We start from the raw sequence: 21,057 nt of genomic DNA, 5'->3' as shown, positions 1-21,057 counted from the left end.
CGAACGGGTGGCGGGCCGCGGCCACCGTGTGTCACTCCAGGGCGGCCCGCAGCACCCGGGGCAGCGGTTGGGCGTGCACGATGTCCAGTCGCGACACGGCCCGGGTCAGCACCACGTACAGCCGGCCCGCGCCGCGTGCCTCGGCGGCCACGATCGCGGCCGGTTCGACCACCACGACGTGGTCGTACTCCAGGCCCTTGGCCAGCGTGGCGGGCAATACGGTCACCCGGACGACGCCGGTCGGGTCCGGTGCGTCGGCGGTGGTCGTGGCGATGCCGGCGGCGGTCAGGGCCGCGCGCAGCGCCTCGGTCCCGGTGTCGGCGGCGATCACCCCGATCGAGCCCTCGCGGGCGAGCGCGGCACGTACGGCCGCGACCGTGGCGGGCTCCGGGTCGGCGACCTCACGGATGGTCAACTCGCCGTCCCGGCGCAACGATCGGGCCGCCGGTACGTCCACGTCCAGGGCCGCCAGGAGTCGGTTGGCCAGGTCAACGATCACCGCCGGGACGCGGAAGCCGACGGTCAGCGGGGCCACCTCGGCGTCGGGGCGGCCCAGGTGGGCGAGCAGGTCGGGCCAGGTGCGCGCGGCCCAGGGGGTGGTGCCCTGGGCCAGGTCGCCGAGCACGGTCACCGAGCCGGAGCCGATCCGCCGCGCCAGGGCGCGGCACTGCATCGGGGACAGGTCCTGGGCCTCGTCAACGACAACGTGGCCGTAGGTATCCGGCCGCTCGATCAGCCCGGCGACCTCATCGAGCAGCACCAGGTCGGCGGCGGACCAGCGGGCGCTCTTGGCCGCGCGCGGCGGGCCGGTCCAGCGGATGGCGTGCTGCTCGGCGGGGGTGAGCACGCCGTCGGCGGCCCGCGCCAGGGCGTCCGGGTCGGTCAGCAGTTCGGCCAGCACCTGCTCGGGTCCGACCTTCGGCCAAGAGCCGTCGACGAAGGCGGCGAGGCCCCTGGCCCGGCCCATCCGGCGCAGCCATTCCCCCGTCGGCGGCCCGGAGTTGCGCTCGGCCTGCAGTTGCAGCACCCGCACCGCGCGGGCCCGGACCCGCTCCCGGCCGACCTCGTAGGGGGTGTCCTCGGCGCGCACCTGTTCGACGATGCGGGCCAGCTCGTCCAGCGGGATGCGGCGCCGGTAGGAGCCGTCCGGGATCACCACCGGCTCGGTCGGCGCGGTGACCCGGGCGTACAGCGCGCGGCGCAGCACGATCGCCATGCGCGCGTCGTGCTTGACCACCTCGGCGGCCGGTTCGTCCCGGGCCCGGATCGTATGCCGGCCGACCTCGTCGTCGATCGTGGCCTGGCGGATCCCGGTCTCGCCGAGCGCGGGCAGCACCTCGGAGATGTAGTGCAGGAACGCCCGGTTGGGCCCGACGATCAGCAGCCCGCCGCGTTGGATGCGCCGGGGGTGGGTGTACAGAAGAAAGGCCGCACGGTGCAGGCCGACGGCGGTCTTGCCGGTGCCGGGCGCGCCCTGGACGCAGATGGACGCGGTCAGGGCCCGGCGGACCAGGTCGTCCTGTTCGGGCTGGATCGTGGCGACGATGTCGCGCATCGGCCCGACGCGGGGCCGGTTGAGCTCGCCGGCCAGGATTGTGCCGGGCGCGCTCGCGGGATCGCCGTCCCCCGGGTCGGGGCGGGCGTCCAGGTGTTCGTCCTCGAAGCTGGTCAGGTCCTCGGCGGCGCCGGCGCTACGCGGCGCCCAGCCGAAGCGGCGCCGGACCGCAACCCCCTGCGGGTCGCGGGCACTCGCGCGGTAGAAGGCCCGCGAGATCGGCGCGCGCCAGTCGACGACCAGCGGCGGCACGGTCGGATCGATGCCGATCCGACGCCGCCCGATGTGGTATCGACCGCCCCGGTGCTCGCCGGCCGCCCCGGACTCGGCGAAGTCGAGTCGGCCGAAGAACAGCGGCGTCTCCGGGAGTTCGGCCATCTCCCGGGCCCGGCTGCGCAACGTGTAGCCCAACGCCTCGGCGTCGGCGCCGGACGCCGAGACGTCCTCGCCGGTGACGACGTGTTCGGCCGCGCCCTCGACCATCGCGGCCATCACCGCGCGGCAGGTCTCGTGGTGGGAGCGCTCGCTGACGAGTTCGGCATCGAGGGACGTCATGCCCCCAGGATAATGCAACCCAGTTAAATACGTTACTCAGTAACACTTGCCAGTCGGGTCAACCCTCCGGCCAGCCGATCGAACGCCCCCTCGGCCGCCGCACGGGCCTCCGGAAGCAGTGCCGCCGCCCGTTCCCCCTGCGCGATCCGGCGCCAGTTCTCCCGCGCCAGAATGCGCTGGACGGTGACGATCTGCCCGGCCGCCAACAGCGCCTCCAACGGATCCGGCCCGCCCAGCGCATCGGCCAGCGCGTGTTCGGCGCGATCGGTATACGCGAGCAGCCGGGCCACCAGACTCGGCGTCCCGTACAACAGCCGATGAAAGGCCAACACCTCCGGCGCGTCACAAAGCCCGGTCACCGGATCGAACCGCTCCAGCCCGGCCACAAAGTGCAGGCGCAACGCGGTCAGCGGAGAAACACCCGTCGCCCGCCCCGCCACGACCCGCCCGGCCTCGTCCTGATGATCGGCGAACCGATGCAGCACAAGGTCTTCCTTGGTCGGGAAGTACCGAAAAAGCGTCGGCTTGGACACCTCCGCCACGGCCGCAACCTCGGCAACCGACACCGCATCGAACCCCCGAGCCACAAAGAGCCCGATGGCGGCATCCGAAATAGCCCCCACCAACCGAGCCCGCTTCATCTCCCGAAGCCCCACAACACCACCACCCATCCCCGTCACAATACGTGACCACAACCCCCAACCAGAGAGCCACAGCGGACACCGGAAACGCGGCGGGGGCGTCGGCGGAGCACGGCGGGTGGCGGCGGCGCCGGGGCGGAGCAAAGCGGGTGGTCGCGGAGCACGGGGCAGCGGAGCAGACGACGGCCGAGCACGACGGGGGCAGCGGAGGAGCGCAGCGGAGCCGCAACCTCGCTGCGTCACCGGTGGAGCGCAGCGGAGCCGGAACCCGGCGCCGCGCAGCGGCAACGCCCCCCTTCCGCCCCCGACGGAGCGCAGCGGAGGAGAAGCCACTCCGCCTCCGGCCACGAACCCGGCCCCCGCCCAGGCGCGGCCATGGTCGTGAGGGCCGGCAGGTGAGCCGCGTCGGGGTCGGGCCCGCGTCCGGGCAAAGCCCCCATCGGGGAGGAGGCGAAGTGATTCTCCTCCGCTTCGCTCCGTCGGGGGCGGAAGGCGGGGGGGGCGTTGCCGCTGCGCGACACCGAGAGGGTTCCGGCTCCGCTGCGCTCCACCGGTGACGCAGCGAGGTTGCGGCTCCGCTTCGCTCCACCGCCGCCGGGGCGGCCTGAGGGCGGCACGGAGAGGCCAGGTTCGGCAGCGCCCCCCGGACTGGGGCCCGAGGGGCGCTGCCGCCGCGCGGCACCGGGATCCGGTTCCAATGCGCTTCACCAGGCGCAGCGGGTTGCGGCTCCGCTTCGCTCCACCGCTGCCGGGGCGGGCCAGGTTCGTGAGAGCCCCCGAAGTGGGGGCCCGGGGCGTTGCCGCTGCGCGGCACCCGGCTCCGGTTCCGCTCCACCGGCGGCGCAGCGCGTTGCGGCTCCGCTCGAATCAGCGCTCGGACTCGGGCGGCCCGGCCTCGGTCGCGGACCCGGCTGCCGTCCCGGGCTCGGACTCATCCTTGGGCGCGGGCTCGTCCTTGGGCGCGGGCTCGTCCTTGGGCGCGGGGTCGTCCTTGGGCGCGGGCTCGTCCTTGGGCGCGGACTCGGCTTCGCTGTCCGGCCCGGCGTCCGACCCAGGCTTGGGCGTGCCGTTCGACGCAGGCTTGGACGCGGACTCAGGCCCGGCATCGGCTCCAGGCGCGGGCGCAGGCGCGGCCTCGGCCTCGCCGTCGGATTCGTCCCCCGCCCCCGCCGCGGCGCCGGTCGGGGCATCGTCCCCCGACCCCGCCCCGGTCCCGGCCTCCGTCGCAGCCGACTCGTCCCCCGACGCCACCCCCGCACCCGGCTCCGCACCCGAGCCGCCCTCGGGAGCCCCCGGCGCCCCCGGCACCGATGTCGGGTCGATCAGCGCGTCGATCCGCTCGGCGGCCGGCAGCTCGCCTCCGGGGGTCACCGCGTCCACCACACTCGGCAGCGTCGCGGCGAGCGCGGCTGCGGTTTCCTCCTTGGTCAGGCCCGCCCGACCCGCCAAGCGGACCATTTCGTCCTCGCCGAGCGCGTCGGTGAGCTCCTTGCCGCTCACCGGCTGATTGCGCCCGGTGTCCACCCACGACTGGGCCTGCTCGTCGAGTCCGCCGTCCCGCAGCCGCTGCACCAGCGCCCCCAGGCCGCCCGAGCCGCCCTGTCGACTCAGCAGACCGAGCAGTACCCCCGCCAGCGCCCCGTTTCGACCGCCGCCCGGCCCACCGAGCAGGTTGCCCAGGATGCCGCCGAGTCCGCCGGGGAGGCCCATTCCGCCGCTCATCCGTCTTCTCCCTGCGCAGGTAGCCCAATCAGGCTCCCATAGTGGGGTAAATGGGACAGTAGTTCGCGGTGGGCACGTCGGCAGTACGCCCATCGGGCGACGAGTCGATCAGCGGGTCGGGTCGAACAGCACCTTGAGGCAGCCGTCCGTACGATCCGCGAAGGTGCGGTATCCGGCCGCCGCCTCGCTCAGCGGCATCCGATGGGTGAACACGTCGACCGGGACCAACCGACCGTGCCGGATCAGCGGGATCAGCGTCGGCCAGGTGGCCGCCACCGGCGCCGTGGTGAAGCGCAGCGTGACATTGCGGATCAGCAACAGCGGCACGGCGATCGGGAACGCGAAGTTCGCGTCCACCCCCACCACCGAAACGGTGCCCGAACTGCGCACCGAAGCGATCGCCGCGCTCAGCGTCGCGTCCTGCCCGACCGCCTCGATCACCGCATCCGCGCCGAGCCCGCCCGTCGCCGCCCGCACCTGCTCGGCCACGTCCGCCCCGGTCGCGTCGATCGGCTCCGCGCCGAGGCGTTCGGCCATCGCGAGTCGTTCGGGCACCCGGTCGGCCGCCAGGATCCGCCCCGCGCCGAGCACTTGGGCCGCCTGCAGCGCGTACAGCCCCACCGGCCCGAGCCCGATCACCAGCACCGTGGCACCGGGCGTGATGTCGGCCCGGGTCGCCGCCGTCCAGCCGGTCGGCAGCGCGTCGGTGAGCAGCACCGCGTGGTCCACGGAGACGTCCTCGGGCACCGGCAGGAGCCACGCGTCGGCGGCCGGCACCGCCACCGCCTCGGCATGCCCGCCCGGCAGCCCGACGTCGCCGCCCAGCACCCGCACGCCGCCGCCCACACAGTCGATCGGATTGCCGGCCCGACACCCCGGACACCGCCCACAGCCGATCACCGGCGACACCAGCACCCGGTCGCCCACCGCGATCCGGCCCACGTCCGCGCCGATCTCGATCACCGTGCCGACCACCTCGTGCCCCGGGCGCAGCCCGACGGCCGGGAACTCGCCCTCGTAAAAGTGCAGATCGGAGCCACACAGGGCACTCGCGGTCACCTGGACGATCGCCCCGTCCGGACCGGCGAGCACCGGGTCCGCGACCTTTTCCACGCTCACGTCCCGGGTTCCGTTGACGACGACGGCACGCATGTCCACTCCCTGGCTGGTTCGAATACCCGACCTCCGGCGTCACACCCGACGCCCCCGGTAACACTGTTACAGAAGCCGTGTGAAGCCAACCCCCGACGGCCCCGAAACCGCCCGGCGTGACGTTCGTCCCACGGCCCGCCGAGCCGCGCGCGCACGTCGGTACGGTGATCTCCATGTCGCTGTCGCAAGCCCTGCGCGGGCACGCCCGGGGCGCCCTCTCCCGCGCCGCGCACCGAGGCTGGCGGGCACTGCAACGGGCGGGCGCGATCACCTCCGAGCAGCCCGGTCCGTACCGCTTCCGGCGGCTGGGCGCGGACAGCAAACTCGCCTTCCCGGTCGGCTCGGTGTTCGGCGAGGAGTGGATCACCGTGGGCGCCGGCTGCATCATCGGCGAGCACGTCACGCTGTCCGCCGGCCTGGCCCCGGGGCACGACCTGGGCAGCGCTGCGGTGGTCACCATCGGCGACCGGTGCACGATCGGGCGCGGGAGCCACATCGTCGGTCATCGCTCGATCACCATCGCCGACGACGTGTGGACCGGGCCGTACATCTACATCACCGACCAGAACCACAGCTACGCCGACCCGGATCGGCCGATCGGCACCCAGTGGCCGATCAACGAGACCGTGGAGATCGGCCCGGGTAGTTGGCTCGGCGCGGGTGTGATCATCCTGCCCGGCGCCAAACTCGGCCGGAACGTGGTGGTCGCCGCCGGCTCCGTGGTGCGCGGCACGGTGCCCGACCACAGCGTGATCGCGGGCGTGCCCGCGAAGGTGGTCCGCCGACGCACCGAAGCCGGCTGGGACCCGCCGCTGCGGCACACCCCCACACCGCTCCCGGACGGGATCACCCACGACGAACTGGTCGCCCTGCTCACCGAGTACGACGCCTCCGCCGGCCAGTAGGCCGGGTCGGTGGGACCCACCGGGTTCCACGTGAAACCGTCGACCCGGGCCGGACGTACCGCGCCGGCGCGCGAGGTCGCCCCCACCACCCGACCCCGCACGCCCGACCCGACGCGACCCGAGTCACGCCATCACCCGGTCACGAGCTCACACACTCGCTCGTCTCACGCCTTCAGCCCCGACAACCGCAACTGCACACCCACCGCGTCCAGCACCCGCGACTGCTGCCCCCACTGCCATCCCGGCACCGTCCAGTCGGCGTCGAGCATCGAGATCGACACCGACCCCTTGCCGATCGCGGTGGTGTCCGCGTTCCGCACCGGCTCGTCCACGTTCGGCGCCAGGCCCAGGTCCAGCTTGTAGCAGGTGTCGCAGGACGGGTCCTTGACGTAGCTCACCGCCAGGAAGTCGGCCTCGCCCACGTTCGTCATCTCCACCCGACCGGTCGGCTTCGCCGGGTAGTTCACGTTGAGCGTGGTGTGCGCGGGCAGCAGCGGGCCGGTCCGGCGCGCGGTGGCGGCCAGTCGGTTCACCAACTGCGTCGCGAAGGCCGTCGCCTGCGGCATCTGCGGGAACGGGTTGCGCGGATCGGCGGTGCTGTACTCGGCGCTGAACGCCACCGCCGGGATGCCCTTCTCCGCGGCGGTGATCGACGCGCCGACCGTGCCCGAGTGGTTCGCGGTGGCGCCGATGTTCTGCCCGGGGTTGATCCCGGTGACCACCAGGTCCGGCTTGCGGTCGCGGAAGACGTTCGCGAGCCCGAACGAGACCGAGTCGGCGGGCGTGCCCGCGACCGACCAGATGCCGGGCTCCACCTCGGACGCCTTGACGATCGAGCCGGGCGTGGCGTTGATCCCGGTGCCCTTGCCGGACTGGTCGGTGGCGGGCGCGACGATCACCGCGTCGTGCCCGGCCGCGCGCAGCGCCTTCTGCAGGGCCCGGATGAACGGTCCCTGGTGCCCGTCGTCGTTGCTGATCAAAATGCCGAGTTTGCGCGGCGCCTGCGCACCGCGCGCGTCGTCGCTCGCGACCGCCACGGGCGCGCTCGCCGCGAGCAGCGCGGCGGCGGTCGCCCCCACCGCGAGGGTCACCACACGTTTTCCACCGAATATGGCCATCTCGTCCTCCGTAGGCAAGAAGGTCTGCACGCGCCGAACCGCCCCGCGCGACCGACGGGATCGGTGTCGCGGGTTCCCCGTGCGCAACGCGGAACGGCTGGGCGAAACCCGTGTCGACCCGACCTGGAACGGTGGACGAAGTACGGGTCGAACGACGTGTACGGAGGGGTGAATCGGACGGAATGCACCCTGCGATTCGACACGTGTCAGCCGGCGGATAGCGAAACTAGGGTCATCGGTCGGACATTGCAATGGGCACGGGCGGGCGATTCGGCCCACCTTGCACTGCCGGGCCAAACCGACCGGGCTCGGCCGAACTCCTGGTGCACCACCGTGATCTGACGCCGCATCAGTCGACTGGCGGGCCGGCCGGGCCCCGGGCGCACCCGCGCGCGCCGGGTCCGGCCGGACCGTCGGCGTCGACGGTCCGGCCCGTAACGGTCACCGACGCCGACGTCCTCCTCCGTTCGGACCACGCCGAGACCGCACCGACCGGATGCCTCCGGTCGATGCGGGCGGTGGTCCGGTAGCCGCCCCACGCGTGCCACTTCCGGAATTCAACATCATTTCGGTCAAAACGTGCTCAAGCACCACACGTGACACGCCATCTCGTCCCAGGTGTCATCCGAAAAGATCACCGCACGGATAACACCCCGGTATCGGGGGCAGTAAACCCGCCATGTTGGGGCTGCCGAACACCATCCACGCGCTTCTCTTCGACCTCGACGGGGTCCTCACCCAGACCGCCAAGGTGCACGGCGTCGCCTGGAAGGAGACGTTCGACCACTTCCTGCGCGAACGCGACGGCGCCGACTTCACCCCGTTCGACCCCAGACGCGACTACGACACGTTCGTGGACGGCAAGCCGCGCCTGGACGGCACCCGTTCCTTCCTGGAGTCGCGCGGCATCGAACTGCCCCTGGGCGACGAGGGCGACCCGCCGGGCAGCGCCACCGTGTACGGCCTGAGCAACGCCAAGAACGAGCTGGTGTTGCGGCTGATCCACGACGGGGGTGTCGAGGTCTATCCCGGCTCGGTGCGCTACGTACACGCCGCCCGCGCGGCGAAGCTGCCGTGTGCCGTGGTGTCCTCCAGCGCCAACTGCGAGGACGTGCTGCGCGCCGCGAACATCCGCCACCTGTTCGACACGATCGTCGACGGCCTGGTGGCCAAGCGCGACCACCTGAAGGGCAAACCGGCGCCCGACACCTTCCTGGCCGGGGCGAAGGCGCTGGGCGTCGCCCCCGCGCACGCGGCCGTGTTCGAGGACGCGCTGGCCGGCGTCGCGGCGGGCCGGGCCGGTGACTTCGGCCACGTGGTGGGCGTGGACCGGGTCGGACAGGCCGAGGAACTACGCAGGCACGGCGCGGACGTGGTGGTATCGGATCTCGACGAACTCCTCGCCGACCCGAGCAACGACACCGCCGGCGACCGAAGCGGTGACCCGGCGGCCGGGCGGCCCTCGGCGGAAGGCACGGCATGAGCACCGAACACCCCTACACCGTCGAGCCATGGGGCATCACCGAACAGACCCTGGACCCGGACCACCTGCCCCAGTCCGAGTCGGTGTTCGCGCTCTCCAACGGCCACATCGGACTGCGCGCCAACCTCGACGAGGGCGAACCGCACGGCCTGCCCGGCACCTACCTCAACGGCGTCTTCGAACTGCGCCCGCTGCCCTACGCGGAGGCCGGATACGGCTACCCCGAGTCCGGTCAGAGCGTCATCAACGTCACCAACGGCAAGATCATCCGGCTCCTGGTCGACGACGAGCCGTTCGACCTGCGCTACGGACAGACCCAGGACCACGAGCGCTCGATCGACTTCCGCGAGGGTGTGCTGCACCGTCGCGCGTTGTGGACCTCGCCCGCCGGCCGCACCGTTCGGGTCACCTCCAAGCGGCTGGTCTCGCTCACCCAGCGCTCGATCGCCGCGATCGAGTACGAGATCGAACCGATAGACGGCCCCGCCCGGATCGTGCTCCAGTCGGAACTGGTCACCAACGAGGAACTGCCGCTGCCGAACGCCGACCCGCGCGCCGCCGCCGTCCTGGAGGCGCCGCTGCGCCCCGAAGAGCACACGCACAACGGCGGCAAGGCGATCCTGGTACACCGCACCGAGCACAGCGGGCTGCGCGTCGCCGCCGGCATGGACCACGAGATCGACGGTCCCGAGGGCATGTACATGGAGACCGAGAGCGCCGCCGATCTGGCCCGGTTCAGCGTGACCACCGTGCTCGACCGGGGCGCCAAGCTGCGGATCGTCAAGTACATCGCCTACGGCTGGTCCTCCACCCGCTCGCTGCCCGCGCTGCGCGACCAGGTGGCCGCCGCGCTGACCGCCGCCCGCTACACCGGGTGGGCCGGCCTGGTCGCCGAACAGCGCGGCTACCTCAAGGAGTTCTGGGACAACTCCGACATCGAGGTCGAGGGCGACGTCGAACTGCAACAGGCGGTGCGCTTCGCGATGTTCCACGTGCTCCAGGCGGGCGCGCGGGCCGAGGAGCGGGCCATCCCGGCGAAGGGGCTGACCGGGCCGGGCTACGACGGGCACTGCTTCTGGGACACCGAGGTGTTCGTCCTGCCGGTGCTCACGTACGGGCTCCCACACGCGGTCGCCCAGGCGCTGCGCTGGCGGCACTCGACGCTGCCGCTTGCCCGCGAGCGCGCCGCTCAACTGGGCCTGCGCGGCGCGCTGTTCCCGTGGCGGACGATCCGCGGCGAGGAGTGCTCGGGCTACTGGCCCGCGGGCACCGCCGCGTTCCACATCGGCGCGGACATCGCGGTCGCCGTCGCGCGCTACGTCCGGGCCACCGGCGACCGGGACTTCGAGCGCGACTTCGGCCTGGAGATCCTGGTCGAGACCGCGCGGATGTGGCGCTCGCTGGGCCACCACGACGCGGAGGGCCGATTCCGGATCAACGGGGTCACCGGCCCGGACGAGTACAGCGCGCTCGCCGACAACAACGTCTACACCAACCTCATGGCGCAGTCGAACCTGCTCGCCGCGGCCGACTCGGTGGGCCGCCACCCGCACGAGGCCCGTGCCCTGGAGGTGAACACCGAGGAGGCGGCGAGCTGGCGCGACGCGGCGAACGCGATGTACATCCCCTACGACGAGGACCTGGGGGTGCACCCGCAGGCCGACGGCTTCACCAAGCACCGGATCTGGGACTTCGAGAACACCCCGCCGGACCACTACCCGCTGATGCTGCACTACCCGTACTTCGACATCTACCGCAAGCAGGTGGTCAAGCAGGCCGACCTGGTGCTGGCCATGCAGGTGCGCGGCGACGCGTTCACCGACGAGCAAAAGCGCCGCAACTTCGACTACTACGAGGCGCTGACCGTACGCGACTCGTCCCTGTCGGCCTGCACCCAGGCGGTCATGGCGGCCGAGGTCGGCCATCTCGAACTGGCCTTGGACTACACCGCCGAAGCGGCCCTGATGGACCTGCACGACCTGGCCAAGAACACCAAGGACGGCCTGCACATGGCCTCCCTGGCGGGCACCTGCGTAGCACTGGTCGCGGGCTTCGGCGGGCTGCGCGACCACGGCGAGCGCATGTCCTTCAAACCGCGCCTGCCGGTCGGACTGACCGCGCTGCGCTTCTCGTTGTCGGTGCGCGGCGCGCGGCTGCGGGTGGAGACCACCCACGAGCACACCACGTACACGCTGCGCGAGGGCGCCGAGATCCCGTTCCTGCACCACGGCGAGGAGCACACGCTGATCCCCGGCAAGCCGATAACGCTCGACATCCCGGAGCTCACCCGGGACACCCCGCCGGGGCAGCCCGCGGGTCGGGCCCCGGTGCGCCGCCAGGGCGTCCCGGAGACCCACCCCACCGGGTCCAGCCCGGGCTGATCGGGCCGGGGGCCGCGACGCCGGCCGCGCCGGTCTCGACGCGCGCACCTCTGGCCTTGACGTCCACGTCAAGGTCTACCGTTTCGAACATGCGCATCGGAGAACTGGCTGAGCGCGCGGGGACCAGCACGCGGGCCCTGCGCTACTACGAGCAACGCGGCCTGCTGTCGGCCCGCCGGACCAGCAGCGGCTATCGCGACTACGACGAGGACGACGCCCGACAGGTGCGCGAGATCCGCGCGCTCCTGGACATCGGCTTCGATCTGGAGGAGACCCGGCCGTTCGTGGAGTGCCTGCGCGCCGGGCACGACGCGGGCGACGAGTGCCCGGCGTCGCTGGCGGTCTATCGCCGCAAACTGGCCGAACTCGACGCGTGCATCGACCGCATGCAGGCCATCCGGGCGCACCTGGCCGGCCAACTCGAACAGACCGAGCGGGCGCACGCGGGTGGCTCCGCCGAGCGGGCGCCCGGGCCGGCCACGCCGGCGCTCGCCGCCGCCGCGACGCTGCCCGAGGCGCCGGAACCCCGCTGCGCGCTGACCTCGGGATCGGCCGCCGCGCCCGCAGCGCCCACCACGCCTCTCAAGGAGTCCCGATGAGTGCTCACGTCCCCGATGTCCAGGACGCCGATTTCGACACCGCCGTGTTGCGCGCCGACCGGCCGACCCTGGTCGAGTTCACCGCCGACTGGTGCCCGCCGTGCCGCCAGATGGTGCCGGTGCTCGAACAGATCGCGATCGAGCGGCCGAACCTGGGCGTGGTCAAGCTCGACGTCGACCGCAACCCGGCCACCGCGGCCCGCTACGGCGTGTTGTCCATGCCGACGTTCCTGCTCTTTCGCGACGGGGAGCCGGTGAAGCAGTTCGTCGGGGCCCGCCCCAAGCGCTGGATCCTGGCCGAACTCGCCGACGTGATCGACGCCGGGCCCGCCCGCGCCCGGTAGATTCCGAGGATGGCCGGCGCCCCCAGGATCACCTTCACCACCGACTACGGCCTCGCCGACGCTTTCGTGGCCGCGTGCCACGGAGTGATCGCCGGCATCGCGCCTGCCGTACCGGTGGTGGACGTGACCCACCAGGTGCCGCCCGGTGACATCCGGCGCGGCGCGCTGGTGCTGGCCCAGACGGTGCCGTGGTTCCCGGTGGGCAGCGTGCACGTCGCGGTGGTCGACCCCGGTGTGGGCACCGCCCGACGGGCGATCGTGCTGCGGGCGGGCGGGCACCTGCTGGTCGGGCCGGACAACGGGCTGCTGATGTGGGCCGCGCGCGAACTCGGCGGGCCGGCGCAGATCCGCGAGATCGCCAACCCCGCGCTCACCCTGACCCGGATCTCGCGGACCTTCCACGGCCGGGACGTGTTCGCGCCCGTCGCCGCCCACCTCGCGGCGGGCACCCCGTTCGCCGAGGTCGGGCCGGCCGTGACCGACCCGGTCGCACCGGCCGAGCCCGTACCGGGCGAGGTGTTGACCGTGGACCACTTCGGCAACGTGCAACTCGCGCACTCGACGGCCGAGTTCGCCGGCGCCGACACGCTGCGGATCGAGGTCGGCGGGCGCGTGCTCACGGTTCCCCTGCGCGGCACCTTCGGCGAGGTGGCGGCGGGGGAACTCGTCGCGTACGCGGACTCCGCCGGCTTCCTGGCGATCTCGCTCAACCGGGGCGACGCGGCGACCCTGCTCGGAGTCCGCGCCGGCGACCGGATCGAGGTCCGTCCCGGGTGAGGACCGCCTACTTCAGGGTGGGCTGCTGGTTCTCGAACCAGACCTGGTCCAGGGCCGCCTTGCAGCTCTCTCCGGCGGCACAGGTGAGCGCGACGTCGTTCGAGCCCTCGTTGAGCTGCACCATGTTCCAGGTGCCGGTGACGGTGTTGGTGCCGTAGTTCTTGAGCTTGGCCTTGTTCGTCGTGTCCTTGCCGTTGACCAGGATCGACAGGTTCTGCTGCTCGGAGGTCGTGTTGAGGAACTTCACCGCCAGGTAGTAGGTGCCCTTCTTCGGCACCTCCACCTTCCAGGTGATCGTCGACCCGGGGGCGGACATGTCGATCAGGCCCTTGCCCGAGGACGACGCCACGCCGGCCACCGCGACCGCGCCGCCGGAGGGCGAGGCGTCCTCCGCCTCCACCATCGCGAACTTGCCGCCGGGCGCGGTGGTCGGAGCCGTGGACGGCGACGCGGTCTGCGACGGGCCCGCGCTGGTCTGCGTACCGGCGCTCGTGGCCGGCGTCTTCGCCTTGTCGTCCTTGCCGTTGTCACGGGTCAGCAGCAGGCCGGCGACCACGCCGATCACCACCAGGACCGCCACCGCCGCGCCGATCATCACGCCGCGACCACCACCGCCGCCCCCGCCGCCGTGCGATTGCCGGGGCTGTTGCGGAGGTTGCGCGCCGCCCTGCTCGTGCTGGGCCGGGATCGCCGCCTGCGGCTGGGTATGCGCGGGCGGCTGGGCGTAATTCATCTGCCCGACCTGCACATATTGCGGCATCATCCGATTGGCGGAAGAACCGTACGCACCGGTCGTCCCTGTCCCGTCGCCCGCTTCCTCACCCGGCGCCGGCCGATAGAGGTACCCGTACGGGTCTTCAGGTTCACCGTTGGTACCCGCCGTCATCGGGTAGTCCTCCCTACGTGCGCCAGGCCAAGCTTTGTCAATACCAGGCATCACACTAACGGGCGACGGGTGCGACAAGTGGTGTTGTCCGCGTGACGGGACTGTCACGAAAACGCCCTACTGAGGCGTACGGCAGCCGGCCACCCCAGGAACATGCCCGAGCCACCGAACCCACAAAACCCACCCATCAGGTGACCGAATTCACCCGAGACAACCAAAATCGTAAGCAAAAACCGCCCCGGCAGAGCACTCGGCTACGGGGCCGAACCAGCCCCACCCGATGCCTTCAAACCCCAGCGCGTACGCCCAACGCCACAGGCGGAGCGGGCGGAGCGGGCGAGCACACCAAATCAAGCCAACCCAAGACACACCCGCGGCCCGCACGCGACAAGCGCCGCCCCTAACCGGCCCTGCGCTGCGCCCGATCGCGCCGACGCTTGTTCGCGTACATGTGCTCATCAGCGATCCGCAACAAATCCTCGGGCTCGGCCGCCTCCTCCGCCCAGCCGATCCCGAAGCTCGCCCCCTCCAACGGCACCGCCAACCCCTCGGCCGGAATCGGCACGGAGAGCGCACGGCGCAACCGCACCGCCATCTCCTCCGCTTCCTCCCGTCCGATGCCATCGGCCAGCACCACGAACTCGTCGCCGCCGAGCCGGGCCACCGTGTCCCCCTCGCGCACCGCGGCCGTCAACCGCTCGGCGACCGCCTTGAGCACCACGTCGCCGATGTGGTGGCCGAAGTTGTCGTTGATGTGCTTGAACCCGTCCAGGTCGCAGAACAGCAGCGCGACGCCGCGACGTTCGGCGGCGGGCGGCTCGTCGACGACCACCACCGCGCCCTCGGGCATGCTCAGGATCGCGCCCGTGGGCACGGCCCACTCGTCCGCGTACGGCTCGTGCACGTCGCCGCCCGGACCGGCGGCCGGGAGCCCGGCCTTGAGGCCGAACCGGGCGGCGAGCCGGGCCCGCAGCTCGCGCCCGTTCGGCAGCCCGGTGAGCGGATCGTGGCTGGCCTCGTGCACCAGCGCCTGCTCGCGCTGCTTGCGGTCCTCGATGTCCTCCACGTGGGTCAGCCCGAACCGAAGATCGCCGAGCCCGTCGGCGACCTGGGAGGTGCGCAGCGAAACCCACCGGTACGTTCCGTCGCTGCGGGCCAGCCGCAGCTCGGTACAGCCCGCCACCGGCACCGTCCCGCCCAGGTGCCCGCCGAGCAGCGGCCGATCCTCCGGGTGCGCCAACGCGCCCAACCCGAGCCGCTTGAGCACCGGCGCCGGGTAGCCCAGCATCCGGCACAGCGCGTCGTTGGCGCGCAGCAGCTGGCCCTGCTCGTGGCCGCGCACGCCGGTCATCACCATGCCGCTGGGCGCGTACTCGAAGGCCTGCCGGAAACTCTCCTCGCTGGCCCGCAACGCGAGCTGCTCGCGCTCCAGGCGGGCCACCGCGCGCTGCATGTCGCTGCGCAGACGCGCGTTGTCCACCGCGATCGCCGCCTGTGCGGCGAACATGCCCAACACCTCGCGCCGCCACGGGGCGGGCCGCAGGCCGTCCACCGGCAGGTCGACCGACAACACGCCGACCAGGTCGCCCTCGGGCGTATGCAGCGGCGCGAGCAGCGCGTCGCGCGGATGCCACGCCTCGGGGTGGTCGGGGATCGGCAGGTCGGGTATCCAGCTCGGGATGTCGCCCACGTCGGCCTGCCCCGAGCGGTGCCCGAGGAAGCGCAGTGGCCCCCAGGGCTCGGCGGCGGCCAGGATGCGGTCCCAGCCCTCGCGCGAGCCGATCTGGCCGGCCATCGCCTTGCGCAACTCGTCGTTGCCGGCCACCGCGGCGACCTCCAGATCGGCGTCGGCGCGCACGAGATTGACCGCTGCCAAGCCGAACCCCAGGCCCGAGACCACGCCGTCGACGACGGCCTGCAGGGTGTCCTTGAGGTCACGCGTGGCGTTGAGGTCGGCGACGACGCGGTTCAAAAGGCGCAAAGTCGCCAACCGGACGTGGGTCTCCGTCTCGGCTGTCATGGGTCTCCCCCAGGGGTCGACGCCGGTGTCTTCTGAACAGATATCGTCCGTTTACCAGAGAAACTGAATCACAGCGGGCTTCGCGTTGGCGACGTTCCGTCATCGATCAGACTGTCACTGTGAGCCACCTCACGCTTCATACCGTATCGAGTCGGACCGCCGAACCGCCCCGGAATCGCACCCTCCGCCGGCATCCAAGGCGCATCGTACGAGGTCGGCGCCCATTTACGGGAAATAACCCCAGGGTTCGCGGGATACACCTGACGACCAATCAGAAACCAATCGCAAACCGATCGGGCGCTCGGGTGTGCGTCAGCACATTGATGCACAGCACATCCGGGCGCGGTCCGACGCCGCATACCCTTGACCCGTGTCTCCGCCACTTCCCCCTCCCGTCGATCCGGCCGACTTCAAGGCCGCGATGTCCCGATTCGCCGCCGGCGTGGTGCTGATCACCGCGATCGAGGGCGACCCCGACGACGGCGGGCCCGTGGACGACGTGGGGATGACCGCGACCGCGTTCATGTCGGTCTCCCTGGAACCCCCGCTGGTGCTGATCAGCCTGCGCCGCGAGGCGCGGATGCGCGACGTGCTGGACGAACAACCGCTGTGGGCGGTGTCCCTGCTCTCGCAGAGCCAGCGCCACGTCGCCGGCCGCTTCGCCATCCCCGGCCGGATCAGCGACCGGCTGATGTTCGCCGACATCCCGCACCGTCGCGGCCCGGTGTCCGGCGCGGCCCTGGTCGGCGGCGCGCTGGCGACCCTGGAGTGCCGCACCGACCAGGTCGTCGAGGCGGGCGATCACATCCTGTACGTCGGCGAGGTGCTGCGCGTGGACCTGCCCAGCCCCGAGGGCCTGCCCCTGACGCACTACCGGGGCCGCTACCGAAGCCTGGGCTGACGCTACGCGCCCGGCCGCGGTCCCGGGCGCATCAGCCCGTCGGCCGTCACCGAGGCGACCGGTCGGCCGGCCCGGGTGAACACCCGGATCCGCCCGTGCATGCGCCCGTCGCCCGCGTACTCGCTCGCGCAGCGCAGCAGCAGCCACTCGTGCGCCGAGAACGGCTCGTGGAAGGTGATGTTCTGGGACAGCGCCACCGACATCGACCGCCCGCCGCGCCGCTCCAGTTCGGCGCGCGAGTACGGCCGCAGCGCGACCGGGCCCAGGAAGCCCTCGGTGGACCAGGCCAGGATCGCCCGGGCCGTGGTCGCGGTGTCCGGGACCGACGTACAGCGCGTCCACAGGTCCAGGCGCGGCGGTCCCACCGCGTCCGGCGCCAACGCCGCCGCGCCGCCGGCCGTACGCACCTCCCACGGCAACATCGGCACCGACACCTCGGCACACTCCTCCGGCCCGGCCACCCCGGCCGGCAACGCGTCGGCGTGCCGCACCAGTTCGGGGCCGGCCACGCCCAGCGTCACGAACGCCCGGTAATGCTCGGCGGCGCCCTGCCGAAAACCCACCTGGAGGATCGCCGCCGACCGCCCCTCGTGCAGCCGCTCGACCCGTACGTCCACGGGCGCGGTCGGATCCCCGGCCCGGGGAAAGACCCCCTGGAGGGTCTGCACCGCCATGTGGGGGACCACTCGCTCGGCGGCCACCACCGTCTGCGCGAGCACCTGCGCGCCGAGCGTGCGCGGGATCGGGGTCACCAGGTTGCGCGCCCTGAACCGGGTGAGCGCCGTGTCCGGGACGGCGGCATCCGCCGGATCCGCCGCCGCGGGCCGGTCCAGGTCCAGCACGTCCACCAGGTCGGCCGCCGCGATCGTCGGCCATGTCGCCACTCCACCGGTCATCCGCGCATGATCGCAGTCCGCGGCCGGATCTGATAGACCGTCAGGTAAGTCGAACGATCACCGCGTCGCGCCTCTCCCGGTGAACTTGACCACCAGCGAGACCAGGAACGCCGCGACCGCGATGCTGATGATCCAGCGAAGCCAGTCGATCCCCTTGGTGTCCTCGACACCCAGCCCGGCGGCGATGCCGTAGCCGATCAGGGTGCCCACGATGCCGACCGCCATCGTGGCCAGGAAGCCGATCTTCTGTTTGCCCGGCAAAAACAGTCGGCCCAACGCGCCGATGATGATGCCCGCGATGATCAGACCTACGAACGTCATGGGATTCCTCCAGCCGGCCGGCAGTCGTACAAAATACGACGACCCGGACTTTTCCGGGCAGGTGTCTCCTGTTCCCCACGTTCCCCGCGCGTTAACGCGAACGCACCCACGTCACAAAGCTCTAAGGTGGTTGCGTCCGCCGGGTGACCACGGTGCAAAATGGTCCGGTACACGCCCCGATAGCTCAGTTGGCCAGAGCACGCGCCTTGTAAGCGCGGGGTCGTCGGTTCGAACCCGACTCGGGGCTCCCAGGGGCCGTCATCCGCGCGATCGCCGGATGGCGGCCCGCTTTCGTCGGCCCGCAGGGCGCGGCGGGGTGGGGTGGGGAGGCAGGGCCTGCTCGCCGGTCGGCGGCGGGGCTCGGCGGCGACGAGGCTCAGCGGCGGCGGTCCGGCGCCGGACCGGTCGAGCCGCGGACCACCAGTTCGGGGCGGTAGATCAACTCGGTACGCGGAGCGCGCCCCCCGCCGATCTCGTCGAGCAGCGCACGCACCGCCGCCGCACCCATCGCCTGCACCGCCTGGCGCACCGTGGTCAGCGGCGGGTCGGTGAAGGCCACCAGCGGCGAGTCGTCGTAGCCCACCACCGAGACGTCCTGCGGCACCCGCAACCCCCGCTCGCGCGCGGCCCGTACCGCGCCGAGCGCCATCAGGTCGCTGCCGCACACGACCGCGGTCGCCCCCCGGTCCAGCAGCGCGCCCGCCGCCGCCTGGCCGCCCTCCACGGAGAACAACGACCGCTCGATCCAACCGTCGGCCTCCGTCACCCCGAACCGCTCGGCGAGCCCGTGCCGAAAACCCGCGATCTTGCGCGCGGTGGGCACATACCGCTCGGGCCCGACCGCGAGCCCGATCGCGGTATGTCGCAGCGAGGCCAGGTGTCCTATCGCCAACTCCACCGCGACCGCCTCGTCGCTGGAGATGAACGGCGCGTCCACACCCGGGGCGAAACCGTTGACGAACACCATCGGCAGGCCGCGCTCGACCAGCCGCAGGTAGCGCGACATGTCCGCGCCCGAGTCCGAGTGCAGGCTGGAGACGAAGACGATCCCCGACACCCCGCGCTCCAGGAGCAGTTCGGTGTAGTCGTCCTCGGTGACCCCGCCCGGGGTCTGTGTGCACAACACCGGGGTGTAGCCGTGATGGGCCAGCGCCCGCTCGATGACCTGCGCGAACGCCGGGAAGATCGGGTTGTCCAACTCCGGGAGCAGCAGCCCCACCAGGCCCGCGCTGCGCCGGCGCAGCCGGGCGGGCCGCTCGTATCCGAGCACGTCGAGAGCGGTCAGGACGGCCCGCCGAGTGTCGTCCGCAACCCCGGGTTTGCTGTTCAGAACCCGACTCACGGTCGCCTCGCTGACCCCTGCCTGCGTTGCGATGTCCGCCAGCCGAGCCTTCATACGCAGAGCCTAGTGACACTTTCAGCAGGATTTCGCAGGGCTTTGCGGGTCCCGCAAAACATTTCGGGCGAAGCCGACTGCTGACAGATCACGTGCGCCCGGGTACGGTGAAGCGCAGTCCGTCCTCGAATGGACTAGACCACTGTCCGCCGTCACGGGCAGGCACCGCACGGGTACTTCACCCTCCACTCGGATCGTCCGGCACGTTCCTGCCGGTGGAAGGACACATCACCATGGCCACGGTCAGCTACAAGCAGGCGACCTGTACCTACAAGGGCGCCGAGCGCCCGTCCGTCAACGCGCTCGACCTGGAGATCGCGGACGGCGAGTTCCTGGTCCTGGTCGGCCCCTCCGGTTGCGGCAAGTCCACCTCCCTGCGCATGCTCGCGGGTCTCGAGGAGGTCACCGGGGGCTCGATACACATCGGCGACCGCGAGGTCACCAACCTGGAACCCAAGGACCGCGACATCGCGATGGTGTTCCAGAACTACGCGCTCTACCCGCACATGACGGTCGCCGAGAACATGGGCTTCGCGCTGAAGATCGCGGGCGTCGACAAGAAGCAGATCCGGGCCAAGGTCGAAGAGGCCGCGAAGATCCTAGACCTCACCGAATACCTGGACCGCAAGCCGAAGGCCCTCTCGGGCGGTCAGCGCCAGCGTGTCGCGATGGGCCGCGCGATCGTCCGCGAGCCCCAGGTCTTCCTGATGGACGAGCCGCTGTCCAACCTCGACGCCAAGCTCCGCGTCCAGACCCGCACCCAGATCGCCGGCCTCCAGCGCCGCCTGGGCATCACCACCGTCTACGTCACGCACGACCAGGTCGAGGCGATGACCATGGGCGACCGCGTCGCGGTGCTCAAGGACGGCCTGCTCCAGCAGGTGGACACCCCGCGCAACATGTACGACCGCCCGGCCAACGTGTTCGTGGCCGGCTTCATCGGCTCGCCCGCGATGAACCTGATCGAGGTCGACCTGGCCGAGGACGGCATCCGCTTCGGCGACGCGGTCGTCCCGGTCTCGCGCGAGGCCCGCGAGGCGGCGGTGGCCGAGGGCACGGGCAAGGTGACGCTGGGCGTGCGCCCCGAGCACCTGAAGATCAACTCGGCGGAGGGCCTGAGCAAGGAGGGCAAGGGCCTCGCGGTCTCCGTCGACGTGGTCGAGGAACTCGGCTCCGACGCCTTCGTCTACGGCTCGGTCACCCTCGACGGGGTGGACAAGCCCCTGGTGGTCCGCGTCCCGGGCCGCAGCGTTCCGGAAAAGGGCTCGGTCCTGCACGTGGTCCCGACGGTCGGCGAGACCCACCTGTTCTCCACGAAGAGCGGCGAGCGCCTGCACGACTGACCGGCCCGACACGCTCGCCGGCGGCGCCCGACGGCGCCGCCGGCGAGTGTCGTCCCGGACCG

The 21,057-nt window shown here is 71.9% G+C and carries 18 protein-coding genes and 1 tRNA gene; 9 read left to right on the top strand and 10 right to left on the bottom strand.

What is annotated here, in order from left to right:
* Positions 1–31 precede the first annotated feature (31 nt).
* The 4 genes from ACWGR4_RS30045 to ACWGR4_RS30030 all read right to left on the bottom strand — a co-directional run bounded on the left by ACWGR4_RS30045 (position 32) and on the right by ACWGR4_RS30030 (position 5,625).
* The gene (locus ACWGR4_RS30045; protein WP_452132481.1) at positions 32–2,110 is read right to left on the bottom strand and encodes a HelD family protein; all 2,079 of its coding nucleotides are present in this window, start codon (positions 2,108–2,110) and stop codon (positions 32–34) included.
* 32 nt (positions 2,111–2,142) lie between these two features.
* Entirely contained in the window at positions 2,143–2,781 is a 639-nt protein-coding gene (locus ACWGR4_RS30040; RefSeq protein ID WP_452132482.1) for a TetR family transcriptional regulator, read from the bottom strand.
* A gap of 837 nt (positions 2,782–3,618) precedes the next feature.
* Positions 3,619–4,473 (bottom strand): YidB family protein, encoded by an 855-nt coding sequence (locus tag ACWGR4_RS30035; RefSeq protein ID WP_452132483.1) that lies wholly within the window; start codon positions 4,471–4,473, stop codon positions 3,619–3,621.
* A 108-nt stretch (positions 4,474–4,581) separates the two neighbouring features.
* On the bottom strand, positions 4,582–5,625 hold the full coding sequence (locus ACWGR4_RS30030; protein WP_452132484.1) for a zinc-binding dehydrogenase: 1,044 nt from the start codon (positions 5,623–5,625) through the stop codon (positions 4,582–4,584).
* Between the two features lie 173 nt (positions 5,626–5,798).
* Here ACWGR4_RS30030 and ACWGR4_RS30025 point away from each other — a divergent pair, with 173 nt between their 5' ends.
* Positions 5,799–6,530: an acyltransferase gene (locus ACWGR4_RS30025; protein WP_452132485.1), complete on the top strand. Its 732-nt coding sequence runs from the start codon at positions 5,799–5,801 to the stop codon at positions 6,528–6,530.
* A gap of 164 nt (positions 6,531–6,694) precedes the next feature.
* Here ACWGR4_RS30025 and surE read toward each other — a convergent pair whose 3' ends face one another.
* Positions 6,695–7,648: a 5'/3'-nucleotidase SurE gene (surE, locus tag ACWGR4_RS30020; protein WP_452132486.1), complete on the bottom strand. Its 954-nt coding sequence runs from the start codon at positions 7,646–7,648 to the stop codon at positions 6,695–6,697.
* Between the two features lie 679 nt (positions 7,649–8,327).
* On the opposite strand from surE, the gene ACWGR4_RS30015 reads away from it, so the two are divergent.
* The 5 genes from ACWGR4_RS30015 (at position 8,328) to ACWGR4_RS29995 (ending at position 13,232) form a co-directional block, all read left to right on the top strand.
* Entirely contained in the window at positions 8,328–9,131 is an 804-nt protein-coding gene (locus ACWGR4_RS30015; RefSeq protein ID WP_380008924.1) for an HAD family hydrolase, read from the top strand.
* Positions 9,128–11,512: a glycoside hydrolase family 65 protein gene (locus ACWGR4_RS30010; RefSeq protein WP_452132487.1), complete on the top strand. Its 2,385-nt coding sequence runs from the start codon at positions 9,128–9,130 to the stop codon at positions 11,510–11,512. The genes ACWGR4_RS30015 and ACWGR4_RS30010 overlap by 4 nt, the downstream gene beginning before the upstream one ends.
* An 89-nt stretch (positions 11,513–11,601) precedes the next feature.
* On the top strand, positions 11,602–12,111 hold the full coding sequence (locus ACWGR4_RS30005) for a MerR family transcriptional regulator (protein WP_452132488.1): 510 nt from the start codon (positions 11,602–11,604) through the stop codon (positions 12,109–12,111).
* Positions 12,108–12,455, top strand: coding sequence for a thioredoxin family protein (locus ACWGR4_RS30000; protein ID WP_380008915.1), 348 nt, complete (start codon positions 12,108–12,110; stop codon positions 12,453–12,455). Before ACWGR4_RS30005 ends, ACWGR4_RS30000 begins: the two co-directional genes overlap by 4 nt.
* Before the next feature lie 9 nt (positions 12,456–12,464).
* Positions 12,465–13,232: an SAM hydrolase/SAM-dependent halogenase family protein gene (locus ACWGR4_RS29995; RefSeq protein ID WP_452132489.1), complete on the top strand. Its 768-nt coding sequence runs from the start codon at positions 12,465–12,467 to the stop codon at positions 13,230–13,232.
* A 7-nt stretch (positions 13,233–13,239) separates the two neighbouring features.
* Here ACWGR4_RS29995 and ACWGR4_RS29990 read toward each other — a convergent pair whose 3' ends face one another.
* Together ACWGR4_RS29990 and ACWGR4_RS29985 are read right to left on the bottom strand one after the other, a co-directional pair.
* Positions 13,240–13,965, bottom strand: coding sequence for a hypothetical protein (locus ACWGR4_RS29990; RefSeq protein WP_452132490.1), 726 nt, complete (start codon positions 13,963–13,965; stop codon positions 13,240–13,242).
* Positions 13,966–14,518: 553 nt separating this feature from the next.
* Positions 14,519–16,138, bottom strand: a complete 1,620-nt coding sequence (locus tag ACWGR4_RS29985; RefSeq protein ID WP_452132491.1) for a diguanylate cyclase domain-containing protein — start codon at positions 16,136–16,138, stop codon at positions 14,519–14,521.
* 421 nt (positions 16,139–16,559) lie between these two features.
* On the opposite strand from ACWGR4_RS29985, the gene ACWGR4_RS29980 reads away from it, so the two are divergent.
* Entirely contained in the window at positions 16,560–17,039 is a 480-nt protein-coding gene (locus tag ACWGR4_RS29980) for a flavin reductase family protein (protein ID WP_380009220.1), read from the top strand.
* A gap of 2 nt (positions 17,040–17,041) precedes the next feature.
* Here the strand turns inward: ACWGR4_RS29980 and ACWGR4_RS29975 are convergent, their stop codons facing one another.
* Together ACWGR4_RS29975 and ACWGR4_RS29970 are read right to left on the bottom strand one after the other, a co-directional pair.
* Positions 17,042–17,935, bottom strand: coding sequence for an acyl-CoA thioesterase (locus tag ACWGR4_RS29975; protein WP_452132492.1), 894 nt, complete (start codon positions 17,933–17,935; stop codon positions 17,042–17,044).
* Positions 17,936–17,992: 57 nt separating this feature from the next.
* Complete coding sequence (locus tag ACWGR4_RS29970; protein WP_380008898.1) at positions 17,993–18,256, bottom strand: GlsB/YeaQ/YmgE family stress response membrane protein; 264 nt, start codon at positions 18,254–18,256, stop codon at positions 17,993–17,995.
* A 173-nt stretch (positions 18,257–18,429) separates the two neighbouring features.
* Here ACWGR4_RS29970 and ACWGR4_RS29965 point away from each other — a divergent pair.
* A tRNA-Thr gene (locus ACWGR4_RS29965) sits at positions 18,430–18,503 on the top strand.
* 129 nt (positions 18,504–18,632) lie between these two features.
* Here the strand turns inward: ACWGR4_RS29965 and ACWGR4_RS29960 are convergent.
* Positions 18,633–19,652 carry a LacI family DNA-binding transcriptional regulator gene (locus ACWGR4_RS29960; protein WP_380008895.1) on the bottom strand — a complete coding sequence of 340 codons (1,020 nt, stop codon included), beginning with the start codon at positions 19,650–19,652 and terminating at the stop codon, positions 18,633–18,635.
* A 233-nt stretch (positions 19,653–19,885) separates the two neighbouring features.
* Between ACWGR4_RS29960 and ACWGR4_RS29955 the strand changes: the two genes are divergently transcribed.
* Positions 19,886–20,995: an ABC transporter ATP-binding protein gene (locus ACWGR4_RS29955; RefSeq protein ID WP_380009217.1), complete on the top strand. Its 1,110-nt coding sequence runs from the start codon at positions 19,886–19,888 to the stop codon at positions 20,993–20,995.
* Positions 20,996–21,057 lie beyond the last annotated feature (62 nt).

The sequence above is a fragment of the Embleya sp. NPDC055664 genome, assembly GCF_053618075.1.
The sequence above is the reverse complement of the archived record's forward strand: the minus strand, read 5'-3'. Positions and strand labels throughout refer to the sequence as shown.